The organism is Prochlorococcus marinus CUG1415 (assembly GCF_017696015.1).
Lineage (GTDB): Bacteria > Cyanobacteriota > Cyanobacteriia > PCC-6307 > Cyanobiaceae > Prochlorococcus_A > Prochlorococcus_A marinus_AE.
Genome location: NZ_JAAORL010000001.1, coordinates 118,257 through 130,799, shown reverse-complemented (window position 1 = coordinate 130,799; position 12,543 = coordinate 118,257). Strand labels below are relative to the sequence as shown.

19 protein-coding genes are annotated in these 12,543 nt (G+C 31.3%); 9 read left to right on the top strand and 10 right to left on the bottom strand.

The features are described from left to right. Positions 1-4: 4 nt before the first annotated feature. Together cysK and HA143_RS00700 are read left to right on the top strand one after the other, a co-directional pair. Positions 5-973 carry a cysteine synthase A gene (gene cysK, locus HA143_RS00705; RefSeq protein WP_209082761.1) on the top strand — a complete coding sequence of 323 codons (969 nt, stop codon included), beginning with the start codon at positions 5-7 and terminating at the stop codon, positions 971-973. 15 nt (positions 974-988) lie between these two features. Next, on the top strand, positions 989-1,666 hold the full coding sequence (locus HA143_RS00700; RefSeq protein WP_209082760.1) for a J domain-containing protein: 678 nt from the start codon (positions 989-991) through the stop codon (positions 1,664-1,666). Between the two features lie 10 nt (positions 1,667-1,676). Here HA143_RS00700 and HA143_RS00695 read toward each other — a convergent pair whose 3' ends face one another. Further along, positions 1,677-1,913 (bottom strand): NAD(P)H-quinone oxidoreductase subunit O, encoded by a 237-nt coding sequence (locus HA143_RS00695; protein WP_209082759.1) that lies wholly within the window; start codon positions 1,911-1,913, stop codon positions 1,677-1,679. 136 nt (positions 1,914-2,049) lie between these two features. Here HA143_RS00695 and HA143_RS00690 point away from each other — a divergent pair, with 136 nt between their 5' ends. Further along, positions 2,050-2,976, top strand: a complete 927-nt coding sequence (locus HA143_RS00690) for a TIGR01777 family oxidoreductase (protein WP_209082758.1) — start codon at positions 2,050-2,052, stop codon at positions 2,974-2,976. Here HA143_RS00690 and HA143_RS09700 read toward each other — a convergent pair. From HA143_RS09700 to HA143_RS00675, 4 genes are read right to left on the bottom strand one after another with little or no spacing between them, the layout of a single operon-like run. After that, positions 2,927-3,196 (bottom strand): hypothetical protein, encoded by a 270-nt coding sequence (locus HA143_RS09700; protein WP_245210824.1) that lies wholly within the window; start codon positions 3,194-3,196, stop codon positions 2,927-2,929. The two genes, HA143_RS00690 and HA143_RS09700, sit on opposite strands and share 50 nt — an antisense overlap. Beyond that, entirely contained in the window at positions 3,189-4,391 is a 1,203-nt protein-coding gene (locus tag HA143_RS00685; RefSeq protein WP_209082757.1) for a lipid-A-disaccharide synthase-related protein, read from the bottom strand. The genes HA143_RS09700 and HA143_RS00685 overlap by 8 nt, the downstream gene beginning before the upstream one ends. A 1-nt stretch (position 4,392) precedes the next feature. Beyond that, the gene (locus HA143_RS00680; RefSeq protein ID WP_209082756.1) at positions 4,393-4,821 is read right to left on the bottom strand and encodes a tetratricopeptide repeat protein; all 429 of its coding nucleotides are present in this window, start codon (positions 4,819-4,821) and stop codon (positions 4,393-4,395) included. Positions 4,822-4,827: 6 nt separating this feature from the next. Continuing rightward, on the bottom strand, positions 4,828-5,220 hold the full coding sequence (locus HA143_RS00675; RefSeq protein ID WP_209082755.1) for a HesB/IscA family protein: 393 nt from the start codon (positions 5,218-5,220) through the stop codon (positions 4,828-4,830). 99 nt (positions 5,221-5,319) lie between these two features. Between HA143_RS00675 and zds the strand changes: the two genes are divergently transcribed. Continuing rightward, positions 5,320-6,774 (top strand): 9,9'-di-cis-zeta-carotene desaturase, encoded by a 1,455-nt coding sequence (zds, locus tag HA143_RS00670; RefSeq protein WP_209082754.1) that lies wholly within the window; start codon positions 5,320-5,322, stop codon positions 6,772-6,774. Between the two features lie 3 nt (positions 6,775-6,777). Then, on the top strand, positions 6,778-7,257 hold the full coding sequence (locus HA143_RS00665) for an SRPBCC family protein (protein WP_209082753.1): 480 nt from the start codon (positions 6,778-6,780) through the stop codon (positions 7,255-7,257). Here HA143_RS00665 and HA143_RS00660 read toward each other — a convergent pair. The 3 genes from HA143_RS00660 to HA143_RS00650 are packed head-to-tail and all read right to left on the bottom strand — an operon-like array spanning position 7,241 to position 8,629. Beyond that, a complete protein-coding gene (locus tag HA143_RS00660) occupies positions 7,241-8,038 on the bottom strand; it encodes a uroporphyrinogen-III synthase (RefSeq protein WP_209082752.1) in 798 nt (265 codons plus the stop codon). The genes HA143_RS00665 and HA143_RS00660 overlap by 17 nt on opposite strands. Beyond that, positions 8,025-8,420, bottom strand: a complete 396-nt coding sequence (gene rbfA / locus HA143_RS00655) for a 30S ribosome-binding factor RbfA (RefSeq protein WP_209082751.1) — start codon at positions 8,418-8,420, stop codon at positions 8,025-8,027. The genes HA143_RS00660 and rbfA overlap by 14 nt, the downstream gene beginning before the upstream one ends. Before the next feature lie 5 nt (positions 8,421-8,425). After that, positions 8,426-8,629: a DUF751 family protein gene (locus HA143_RS00650; RefSeq protein ID WP_209082750.1), complete on the bottom strand. Its 204-nt coding sequence runs from the start codon at positions 8,627-8,629 to the stop codon at positions 8,426-8,428. Between the two features lie 54 nt (positions 8,630-8,683). Here HA143_RS00650 and HA143_RS00645 point away from each other — a divergent pair, with 54 nt between their 5' ends. Beyond that, positions 8,684-9,409, top strand: coding sequence for a glutathione S-transferase family protein (locus tag HA143_RS00645; RefSeq protein ID WP_209082749.1), 726 nt, complete (start codon positions 8,684-8,686; stop codon positions 9,407-9,409). Here HA143_RS00645 and HA143_RS00640 read toward each other — a convergent pair. Further along, positions 9,396-10,103: a DUF6816 family protein gene (locus HA143_RS00640; protein ID WP_209082748.1), complete on the bottom strand. Its 708-nt coding sequence runs from the start codon at positions 10,101-10,103 to the stop codon at positions 9,396-9,398. The two genes, HA143_RS00645 and HA143_RS00640, sit on opposite strands and share 14 nt — an antisense overlap. Position 10,104: 1 nt before the next feature. Here HA143_RS00640 and HA143_RS00635 point away from each other — a divergent pair, with 1 nt between their 5' ends. Then, positions 10,105-10,362 carry a chlororespiratory reduction protein 7 gene (locus HA143_RS00635; protein WP_209082747.1) on the top strand — a complete coding sequence of 86 codons (258 nt, stop codon included), beginning with the start codon at positions 10,105-10,107 and terminating at the stop codon, positions 10,360-10,362. On the opposite strand, the gene HA143_RS00630 is transcribed toward HA143_RS00635, so the two are convergent. Further along, positions 10,359-10,916: a shikimate kinase gene (locus tag HA143_RS00630; protein ID WP_209082746.1), complete on the bottom strand. Its 558-nt coding sequence runs from the start codon at positions 10,914-10,916 to the stop codon at positions 10,359-10,361. The two genes, HA143_RS00635 and HA143_RS00630, sit on opposite strands and share 4 nt — an antisense overlap. A 50-nt stretch (positions 10,917-10,966) precedes the next feature. Here HA143_RS00630 and HA143_RS00625 point away from each other — a divergent pair, with 50 nt between their 5' ends. Next, positions 10,967-11,893: a 6-pyruvoyl trahydropterin synthase family protein gene (locus HA143_RS00625; RefSeq protein WP_209082745.1), complete on the top strand. Its 927-nt coding sequence runs from the start codon at positions 10,967-10,969 to the stop codon at positions 11,891-11,893. Continuing rightward, positions 11,890-12,540 (top strand): RibD family protein, encoded by a 651-nt coding sequence (locus HA143_RS00620; RefSeq protein ID WP_209082744.1) that lies wholly within the window; start codon positions 11,890-11,892, stop codon positions 12,538-12,540. Before HA143_RS00625 ends, HA143_RS00620 begins: the two co-directional genes overlap by 4 nt. Positions 12,541-12,543 lie beyond the last annotated feature (3 nt).

Genomic DNA, 12,543 nt, shown 5'->3' with positions numbered 1-12,543 from the left:
TTTCATGGAAATAGCAAATGATATAACTTCTCTGGTTGGTAATACCCCATTAGTTAAATTAAATCGAATCAGAAAGTACTTTAATTGTTATCCAGAAATAATAGCCAAGCTTGAAAGTTTCAATCCCTCAGCTTCTGTTAAAGATCGAATTGCTTATTCAATGTTATGTAAAGCTGAAGAAGAAGGATTAATAACACCGGATAAAACAACATTAATTGAAGCAACAAGTGGGAATACTGGCATCGCATTAGCAATGGTTGCTGCAGCGAAAGGCTATAAATTGATATTAACTATGCCGGATACGATGAGTATTGAAAGAAGGGCAATGTTGAGAGCATATGGAGCTGAATTACAGCTAACACCAGGTAAAGACGGGATGAAAGGAGCTTTAGATTTAGCAAATGAGTTGTCTTCAAGCATTGCCAATAGCTATCAATTTAATCAATTTGAAAACTTTGCTAATCCCGATATTCATGAAAGAACAACGGCGCAAGAAATATGGGCCCAATCTAATAACAATTTAGATGGACTAGTGACAGGAGTAGGCACAGGAGGAACCATTACTGGTTGCGCACGTTTTTTGAAAAAAGTTAATCCAAGCTGCAAAATTTATGCGGTAGAACCCAAAAAAAGTGCTGTCATTTCAGGAGAGATAGCAGGATCTCATTCAATTCAAGGAATAGGAGCAGGTTTCGTACCGAAAGTTCTTAATACTAAATTAATAGATGAAATTATTCAAATAGATGATGATGAAGCGTTTTATTATGGACGTTTATTAGCTCGATTAGAAGGTCTTTTATCTGGGATCAGCAGCGGTGCAGCTTTAGCAGCAACTATAAAAATCGGTGAAAGGAAAGAATTAATGAATAAAAGATTAATAGTAATTCTTCCAAGTTTTGGTGAAAGATATTTATCAACAGCAATGTTTGAATCGAATACTTCGATTCAAGCCAGAAAAGATGGTTATCTTTAATGCATCATTTAAAAAATGGAAAAAAATTTTTATGAAGAATTAGGCCTCGAAAGAAATGCAACCAAGAGTGAAATTAAATCTTCATATCGTTCTTTAGTTAAGCAACATCATCCTGATGCAGGTGGAGAAAAAGAAAGATTTCTTGCAATACAAAATGCCTGGGAGACTCTAAATGACCCTGTAAAAAAGGAAAAATATGATAAAAAAATTTTCTCTTCCAGTACCTCATTTGATTCATTACATGAAAATTGGGAAGATAAATTTAATTCAAAAAAATATAATTCATCGCTCAAAGACAAAGAAGTGGAAACATGGATTAAAGAGATATACACTCCGATTAATAGATTAATTAGCCAAATAATTAAACCTTTGAATAATGAAATAAAAGAACTATCTGCTGATCCTTATGATGACAAATTAATGGAAAGCTTTTGCAGTTACATAAGCTTTTCAAAAAAGAAAATTGAAAAAGTCGATAAAATTTATAATAAGAAATTAGTACCAAAATCTATTTCAGCTTTAGGATTAGATCTGTATCATTGTTTTTCACAAGTCAAAGATGCACTATCAGAGCTTGATAGATATACGGAAGGATATGTAGATGATTACTTATTTGACGGTAAAGAAATGATTAAAGAAGCAAAAAGAATTCAAACAAAGATGGCTATTGAGAACAAAAATAAAAATTTTTAGATATAAATGTCTATTGAATATATTCTTTAAGTTGATCTAATTTCAACCAAACATCTGGAACAGGTCTGCGCCATCGAACTTGAGCATATTCGTCTTTGACTGAAAGAATCTCTCCAGGACCTTCAAAAACATAATTAGGTAAATCCTCATCACTGGCAAGCGCCTCAATACTTTTTATATAATTTGCTCTATCGACAAAAACTAAGCTTCCTTTCTTGAGAGGTTTCTCTTCAATAGAATCTGTCATAATAAAGTCCACGGATTTCTTAGAAATCTATTATACAAAATCTTGTTTGATAAATATAAAAAAAAATTGATTACAGAATAATAATTACAAACTTCAAAAAAATTTAATAGCCTTAATTGATGAACATCTAAAAAATATGCGTATTCTACTACTTGGCTGTACTGGATTTGTTGGGAAAGAATTAGTGCCAACACTATTGAATGAAAATCACGAGATATATATTGTAAGTAGAAAACCTATTAGTAAATTAAAAATTGATTTAGATTTGAATAAATTTAAATTTATTCAAATAAATTTATCAAAAGAACAAAACTGGAATAACGAAAATCTTATAAATATTTTAAAAGAGGTAGATGGAATTATTAATTTAATAGGAGAACCAATAGCAGAAAAAAAATGGACATATTCACAAAAACAGAAGATTGAAAATAGTCGCATTAAAACAACGAAATTTTTGATGAAAACTCTTAAAATTTTTAAAATCAACCCCAAAGTAATTATAAATGGATCGGCAATAGGTTATTACGGGACAAGTCTGTCGGATGAATTCACTGAAAATAGCATTGAAGGAGAAGACTTTTTAGCTAATCTTTGCAAACAATGGGAAGCAGTTGCTGCTGAAAAACCATTTTTCTCAAGGTTAGTTATTTTTAGAATTGGAATTGTTCTCGAGGCAGATGGAGGAGCATTAGGAAAAATGCTCCCTATATTTAAAGTTGGATTAGGTGGACCAATTGGAGATGGTAAGCAATGGATGAGTTGGATTCATAGAAGTGATTTATGTGGATTAATTACTCAAGCATTAGTTGATAAAAAGTATTCAGGAGTATTTAATGCTGTTGCACCAAATCCAGTATTAATGAGAGACTTTTCACAGACTTTAGGCAAATGTCTGAATAGACCTAATTTACTTCCAGTGCCTGGAGCGGTTTTAAAAATATTGTTAGGCGATGGAGCAAAAGTTGTATTAGAAGGACAAAAAGTAATAAGCAGTAAACTTAAAAATTATGATTTTAAATATCCTCTTCTTGAGAAAGCAATTTACGTCTCCACCAAGAATTAATACCGTTTACTAAAGCACCAATAATAAGAATTGTTATTAATGGGACTATAAGAGGATTCCAAACTATCTGAATAAAATTAATAAAAATAAATATCCCATTTAATTGCATGATGATTGCAAAAATAAAAAATATTGCAAAAAAAATTACTGTAAATAAATTTATTAATAAGAAATTATCGATTATGTGTTTTAACTTATTTTGATTATTATCCTTAGTCATTTTTTATAAAAATATTCATATCATCAACCATCTTAAGACAAGCTTTGTTTTCACCCAGTCTTTTTTTGGCATTTTCATTACATGAGATCATAAACTTCTTATTTAGCTTTATTAGATATATTACTTTTATGATCAAATTTATTGTCTGATTTATTTGATCATTCTTATCTTTATAATTACTGGCACAAAAAACATATTTTCCAAGCAAACGTCTTTGCGCTTCTGCAAAAGATTTTGTAAATTGCGGACCTTTACCTTCAAGCTGAATAACCGGTTTTCCTAATCCAATCGCTTGCTCTGCTGCCGTTCCTGCCATGCTGATACAGCATCTACTTTTAAATAATATTTTGTCAAAATTATTCCAATATATATTCACTTCTAAAGATTTATATTGGAATTTCAAGAGATACTTCTCTTTTATTTTTTCTATGTTTAACCATCTTCTATTTTGAAATATCTCCTTTATTTTTGATGAAGATAAAGCATTAACTATTGCAAAATTAAACTCAATTTTTTGAAAATATCTTAAATCTGAGAGTTTCTCTAATACCTCTAAAATCAAAACAAAATTATCTAAAATCTCGGGGAATCTACTTCCTGGAAATAATCCAATACTAAAGTCAGATTCATTGAATTCTTTGTTTCTAGAAAAAAACTTATCCATAAATGGATTCCCTAAAAAAGAAACTTTCTTTTTTAATTGCAAAGTTAAATCATCAGCCGTAAGCGCATCTCTCGTATATATTTTTTTTGCCTTTTCTGAGAGCAAGAAAAATTTAGAAGGCCATGGTAATTTTAACTTGCCTTCATAATGACTGGAATAAGCAACTAGATATGTAAAAAAATTTTTCTTACAAACCCATGTAAAAAAAACTGGCACAATATCTCCAACTACAAAAAAATAATCATATTTTTTTCTTATTTTGTAAGTTAAATATAATCTTTTTAAAACATAAAATATTTCTCCTCCAAATATCTCATTTAGTCTTCCCTTCAAAGTATTATAGCCAATTCCCCCAGTCCTAAATTCTTTAGTTTTTCCAATAATATTAATTTTTTCTTTTTCGTAATGGTTTCCTTTACCAACAATTGGCAAAGCATCAACAGAATAACCACTTTTTACAAATTGCTTAGCTATTAAACTCCCAGATAGATCTTCTCCATGCCCATTACTCAAAAATAAAATTCTAGACAATTTAAAATTCCAACCATTTTTTAACTTTGGTTAACTCAGGCCAATCTGGATATCTACTTAATCCATCTTCAATAGATTCTTTCAACTCACTTTTCACATCCGGCATCATCATAGACATTTTTTTAATTAACTCAATATGATCCCTCACACCTTTATTATTAGTAGCCAAAAGAGCTAAAGACAAATTCATTCTTGCTTGTGGATCTTGCTGATTTAATCGAACAGCTTGTCTGGCAGCTGCCAAAGCTTCTTCATTATTTTTCAAAAGTAATTGAAGCCATGATAGACAAGTCCAGGCAGCAAAATGATTTGGTATTTGCTGTATAATTTTCTGGAAATCTTGAACGATTGGAATTAAATCTTGGCCAGCTTTATATCTTGATAGAGCTGCATTAAAATCCTCTTCGATGGGATTAATTTCGTTATTCATTATTAATTAAACTGCAAAGGAGCTTCCACAACCGCAAGTTTGAGAAGCATTAGGATTTACAAAATTAAAACCACCGCCAATTAATTCCTTACTAAAATCTAACTGCATTCCATAAATATATAAGAGACTTTTAGGATCACAAACAACTTGAAAACTTTGATCAGCTTTTAATGAATAATCATAAACTTTATCATCGGGATTTATTTCATTACTGCCTATAAAATCCATCGTATAACTCATCCCACTACAACCACCAGATCTTACTCCTACCCTGAGTGCTTTTTGATCACTTTGGCCCTTTAATAAATTTGAAATTTGCTCGATAGCATCATTAGTAATTAAGATACCCTTGCCATCATCAGAATTCTTAATTTCCTGTTTAACTTCTACATTTTCCATAAACAAAGATTTCCTACTATTTATAATATAAAAACTTAATCGATAGGATGCATAGAACAAACAATATCCAAACTTGATTTGTTATAATTTTAAGAAAAAGTGAAAATTGCAATAGTTGGTTCTGGATTAGCTGGTCTTACAGCGGCAGTCAATTTAGTTGATGAAGGTCACGAAGTAGAAATTTACGAGAGCAGGTCATTTTGGGGAGGTAAAGTAGGAAGTTGGGAAGATAAGGAGGGCAACCACATAGAAATGGGTTTACATGTATTTTTTTACAATTATGCAAATCTGTTTAAATTAATGAAAAAAGTGGGAGCTTTAGATAATTTACTCCCGAAAGATCATACTCATCTATTCATCAATAATGGTGGGGATTTGAAATCTTTAGATTTCAGATTCCCATTGGGTGCTCCATTTAATGGACTAAAAGCTTTTTTTACCACCGAACAACTTACTTGGGTAGATAAGTTCAGAAATGCCTTAGCTTTAGGTACAAGCCCAATAGTTAGAGGATTGATAGACTATGAAGGTGCAATGAAAATCATTAGAGATCTAGATAGAATTAGTTTTAAAGAATGGTTTTTAAACCATGGTGGAAGCGAAAAAAGTTTAGAAAGAATGTGGGATCCTATCGCATATGCTTTGGGCTTTATTAATTGCAAAGATATTTCAGCAAGATGCATGCTAACTATCTTTATGATGTTTGCTTCAAAAACAGAAGCCTCAAAACTTAATCTTTTAAAAGGTTCTCCACATAAGTGGTTAACTCAACCTATTGTCAACTACATCACAAACAAAGGGGCAAAAATCCATCTTAACCATAAGGTAGAAGAAATTATTTATGAAAAGGAATCTTCCTCTTATTCAGTTAATCAGTTAAAAATATCTTCTCCTGAAGGAATTCAGGTAGTGTTTGCAGATAAATTTCTAGCTGCCTGTGATGTTCCTGGAATAAAAAAAATAATTCCAAAAGAATGGTATCAATTTAAAGAATTTGAAGGTTTAAAAAAACTTAGAGCAGTTGCTGTTGCCACAATCCAATTAAGATACGACGGTTGGGTTACCGAATTACAAAAAGATAATACGGGAAACTTCCCAACTGGACTAGATAACCTTCTTTATTCCGCTGATGCTTCTTTCAGTTGTTTTGCTGATTTAGCACTAGCAAGTCCAGCAGATTATAGAAAAAAAGATATGGGATCACTCCTCCAATGTGTTTTAACTCCGGGCGATAAATGGATGGGAAGATCTACAGAAAGAATTACAAAAGAAATAGATAAAGAGGTTCGCCGTCTATTCCCATCCTCAAAAAACCTTAAATTGCTTTGGAGTAATGTAGTACAAATTCCACAATCACTCTATAGAGAATCGCCCGGTATGGAACCTTTCAGACCCGAACAAAAAACATCTATATCTAATTTCTTCATGGCTGGTAGTTACACAAAACAAGATTACATAGACTCTATGGAGGGGGCTACAATGAGTGGTCATTTAGCTGCTGCTGCAATTTTAGAGAAGAAAGCAGAATTAGCAAAAAATCTTGCAGTAAGTTAATTTATGGGTACTTGGCTAAAACATGACGTAATAACAGTTGTTAATACGCCTCTTGAAAATGTTTGGAATACATGGAGCGATTTAGACTCTATGTCACTTTGGATGAGCTGGATTGAATCTGTAAAAACAGTTGATGAAGAGACTAATACGTTACCTGATTTAACAGAATGGACTTTAGCTGCTAATGGCTTTAGGTTTAAATGGAAAGCTCAAATTACAGAAAGGGTCGACAAAAGCAAACTTAAATGGAAATCTATAGGAGGTTTACCAACTGAAGGATCAGTAGTTTTCGAAAGTAAAAGTGATCAAATCACAACGGTAAATTTAACCATAACTTATGAGCTACCTAAAATGATTGCGCGGTTTATGGAAGAAAATATTTTAGGCAAAATGGTTACTAACGAATTACAGGCTAATCTTGATAGATTTAAAGAATTAGTTGAGAAAAATTATAAACAAGATTCTTCTAACGAAGAATATTAATTGCTACATCCAGGAGTCCTTCAAAGGTATATTTTTCTGCCTGACTATCAACTCTGCCAAAAAACTTTTGGCATATTTTTGTTGTTTGAGGTCCAATAGTTAACAATCTAGTTTGGTCTAAATATTTTAACCATTCTTTACCAAACTCTTTTTCTAGTAAAAAAGCAGAATTTGATACAGTTTTGCCACTTGAGAAAATAAATGCATCGACTTTTCGATTAGAAATAACATTAATTGTCTTCTCTGGGATTGACTCAGGACATCTAGTTTCATACGCTGCAACCTCCAATACACGCGAACCAGCCTTTCTAAATTCATCTGCAATTAGATCCCTTCCTCCTGTTTGGACTCTTGGCAAAAATACTCGCAGTCCATATCCAGATATTGGAAAATTATCAATTAAACTTTCGGCAACATATTCTGGGGGTATGAAATCAGCCTTAATCCCTAAATCTTCAAGAGTTTTTGCAGTTTTTTCTCCGACTACAGCAATTTTTGTTTTTTTAGAACACACTTTTAATGAACTATTAAAATATCTAAGTCTTTTATCAACAAATTTGATCCCATTACTACTAGAAAAAATAATCCAATGAAAATCATTTATTTGATTTAATGCTTCGTCCAGAGGATTTAAATCATCAGGATCACCAATACTTATTGCAGGGAAATCATATATATTGGCGCCCTTTTTTGTAAATATTTTTTTTATATCTAATATCCCCTCTTTTGATCGAGTGATAATTATATTCCTTTGATCAAGGGGGAGATCAACTATTGGCATCTTTATCCTCAAAATTATTATTGTCTTGATTTTTATTTTTTAATTCATCAAGAAGTTTCAAGACTGATAATCCTTTATCAAGAATAATATCGTCTTTAAAAATTATCTCTGGAACTCTTCTCATCTCTATTCTTTTTCCTAAATTGTGTCTTATGGAACTTTTAGCGGTATTCAAATTTGCCACGATCTCTTTCCTTAATGTCTCTTTGGCAGTTGAAGTTATGTAAATTTTACAGTGTTGTAAATCGCCTGATAAATCAATCTTAGAAATATTGACGAAATGATCTCTAATAAGATCATTTTCCAAATCATTTTGCAAAATAAGTGTTATTTCTCTCTTCAAAAGAGAGGAAACTTTTGCAAGACGGTAATTATTTGGCATTATGATTATAAATTTAGTGGATTTGTCATCGCTTGCAAGACAAAATAAACAGTTATGAAAGCACTTATAACAGAAGATATCAAACCTACTATTGTCAATGGATTTGATCTATTTTTAAAAAAAGGTTCAAGCAGTGCAACAAGTCCCCCAACAATAATGGATATTAAATACTTGGGATATCTTGCAACATTAGAGAAAAATTCGCCCATTAGCACCACAAATAGATTACTTTTTTAGCTAAGTTTTAACAAACATTAAACAGCATGATTACATTATATCAATTTAGGCATAGTGCGTTTTGTTTAAAAACAAGAATGGCTCTTCATGCCAAAAAACTAGAATATCGAGTTGAAGAAGTAACACCTGGAATAGGTCAATTTGAAATCTTCAAATTATCAGGTCAAAAACAAGTCCCTATAATAGTTGATAGTAATGATCAAATTATTAATGACTCTTCAACTATTTGCGCATATATAGATAAAAAAAATGATCACAATCAACTCTTTCCTGAAGATCCAATATTATTTGCACAATGCAAACTAATTGAAAACTGGGCAGATACTACAATGGCTGCAACTTGCAGAAAAGCTTTAATCAAATCTGCAATAGAAAATCCACAGCTAAGAACTGCATTACTCCCAGATGAAATACCTTCTTCAGTTAAAAGTATTTTTGATAAATTACCTTTTAAAAATCTTAGTAAAATCTCTAAGGTAGTTTTGTCTTCCAAAGATAATTTAGAACTTCAAAAATTACTAGAAGCATTATCAAAATCCTTAATCAACAAAAAATATTTAGTTGGAGATAGTTTATCAATTGCAGATATTTCAATTGCAGCTCAATTATCCCTTCTTAAATTCCCAAACTCTGCAGGACCGATTCTTGCGGGAGAGGGAAGTCAAGAATACATAAATAACCCTTATCTAGAAAATCTTTTCATATGGAGGAACAATTTAGAAGAATATCTTTTTAGTGCTAACTCTCAATAAATTCAAAAGTCAATTTATATTTATTTGTTTTAATAGCATGGATAGAAGGATCACCAACTTTTGAACCATAAGAAGCAACATATTGCACTCCACAAATGGATGACCTCTTTGACATATTAACTTCCAATATTTCTTCTGAACATTTTTGAAACTTACTAATAGTCTCGACTTGATTAATCCTAGAAGCCCCTGGTTTATGGGCTGTTTGAATAACTAGCTCATCGGCGAAAAAAATATCATCATCTTGAATCTGCTTTCTCCCTGTAATCCTTGAATCAATGTAAAAATCATCTTTTAAATAAGTAATTTGATTATTAATTGATTGAGGATCATTTACAACCTTGATTAAGGTGTCACCAAATATTTCTTTTCCAATAGATTCAGAATTTTTTGCACGATTACCAACAATTAAATCTGCATCATTCTTAAAGAAATTGACTTTATAAATAACTGGCTGTTCTGAATCATTAATTATATCTTGAGAGGTAACAAGCCAATTCCCCTCGAACCATTTAGGATAAATTAAATCTTTAGAAGTATCAGGTAATTTAAAAGTTGGCAAATATAATGCTGGCCATTGATTTACACGATTTTCCAAGAACTCTCGTACGTTAGAATCTGCTAGAGCAAAAGAGCATTCTAAAAAAATCCCTTGAAAAGTCAAGCAAAGAATTAATCCAAGAAGAATTTTCATTATGTCAAATCCACTAATAAGAGCATCAGATCATTATGTATTATTAGAACCAGATTCAAAAGAAAAAATTGTATCAAAGCAAGAAGCAATTTTATGGTTAAAGAATTGGCTTAGTAAGACAGAGACACAAACAATATATCAAAATATAAACGATCCTGATCAGGAATTTTTTGAAGAATTATTGGAAAGCACTTATGAATTAGAAATAAAGTTAGGATACGTTATCAAATGGTTTGCAGTAAGGATTGAACCAGATTAACTAATTATTTCTTTATGAATTGCATTGATTATTTTCATAGCAACTTCTTCAATATTTTCCATTTTTACCTGAATTCTTAAATCTGCTTGAGAATACAAATTTTCTCTAGATTGAAAAATGTTCATATATAAATCATTTAGATTCTTTCCCTGAAGCAGTGGCCTGTTTTCAATTTCATTTTTCAATCTTTCAATGGCTATATCTTTATCGAGATCTATCCAAGCAATTATTCCCTGTCTTAAGATTCCCCAGTTTTCCGATTTGGTAACTATTCCTCCCCCAGTTGAGATTACTAATGAAGGAATTTTGATAGTTTCTTTGAGGCACTGTGCTTCTAATTCACGGAAATTATCTTCTCCTTCATCATTAAAAATTTGATTGATAGATTTTTTTGCCAACTTCTCTATTAATGAATCTAAATCAATGTATTTATACTTCAATAATTCAGCCAGCTTCAAACCAGTTTGTGACTTACCAGAACCCATCATACCTATTAAAAATATGCTTCTGCCCTTGATAGTATCAACTGTTTTTTCGATAATGGATTGTTCCATAAAGACAAAAGCGTATTTAAAACCTTAAGATAGTATTATCGCAGACAGTTATGACTTCTACACAATCCAAACCATTACATGGAAAAGGACGTGAATGCGTCATAACTCGACGTGCCTGCTTTAGTTCTAGTCACCGTTATTGGCTTCCTGAAAAAAGCCCAGAAGAAAATTTATCTCTTTTTGGAAAGTGCAGTATTGCACCAGGTCATGGTCATAATTATGAACTTATTGTTTCAATGGGTGGAGAACTAGACTCTGATGGAATGGTACTTAATCTCTCTGATGTAAAACACGCTATTAAAGATAAGGTTACTGGACAATTAGATTTTCGTTTTTTAAATGATGTCTGGCCTGAATTTAATGTTAATAATCAAGAGGGTATACTTCCCACAACTGAAGCATTAGTAAAGGTAATTTGGAATCGTCTAAAGGATGATTTACCTCTTACAAGTCTAAGGCTTTATGAAAACCCAAATTTATGGGCAGATTATTTTGGAAAAAACATGGAAGCATTTTTAACAGTACAAACTCATTTTGCAGCCGCTCATAGACTTGCAAAAGAAGAGATATCCTTTGATGAAAATAAAAAAATCTATGGGAAATGTGCGAGAGTTAATGGACATGGTCATAATTATCTTGTCGATATAACTGTAAAAGGAGATATTGATAAAAGAACAGGAATGGTTTGCGACTTATCTGCCCTCCAAGAGATCATTAATGATTTGGTTGTTGAACAACTAGATCATACTTTTCTAAATAAAGACATCGAATTTTTTCATAATTGTGTTCCAACTGCTGAAAATATAGCTTTATATATTTCTGATATTCTTAAACAACCAATAGATAACCTTGGTGCAACATTACACAAAATCAGACTCCAAGAGAGCCCTAATAATGCTGCAGAAATTTATGTTGATCAAAAGTTAACCAATTCATTGAAGTTGAAATTTGAAAATAGTTTAGTGACACAAACTTGAGTATCCCAAGAGTAATAATTGTTATAGCATCTAGTCTGGATGGGAGAATTGCATTTCCTGGAGGTGGAGAATCGCATCTTGGAAGCGAAGAAGATAAAAAAATGTTAAACCAAAACTTATCAATGGTTGACGCCACCATTTTTGGTTTAGGTACTTTAATAGCTCATCAATCAACTTACCTAATTAAAAATATCAATGATAATAACGTAGTAAATATATCAAAAAGCCAACCAATTTCTATAGTTGCTTCAAATAGCAAAAAATTTAACAGTAATTGGAAATACTTTCGTCAACCAATTAGAAGATGGCTAATAAGCTCAATTAAAGTTGATAATTCGTCAAATATTGACTTCGAGAAACAAATCTTTTTCGAAGATTCATGGGGGAAAACTTTAATTTCACTCAAACAACAAGGAATAAATGATCTAGCTCTTTTGGGAGGTGCAAAACTTATAAATTCATTTATAAAAGAGGATCTAATAACAGATATAAAAATTACAATAATTCCACGAATTATTGGAGGTAAATATACATGGATCCCTCCAGAACAAACTAATGAGATTTTTAATCTCAAAAGACTATGGGAAATAAAATCAATTCAAAATTTAATGAATAATGAAATCCACGTTCATTACAAAAAAATTTGAAAT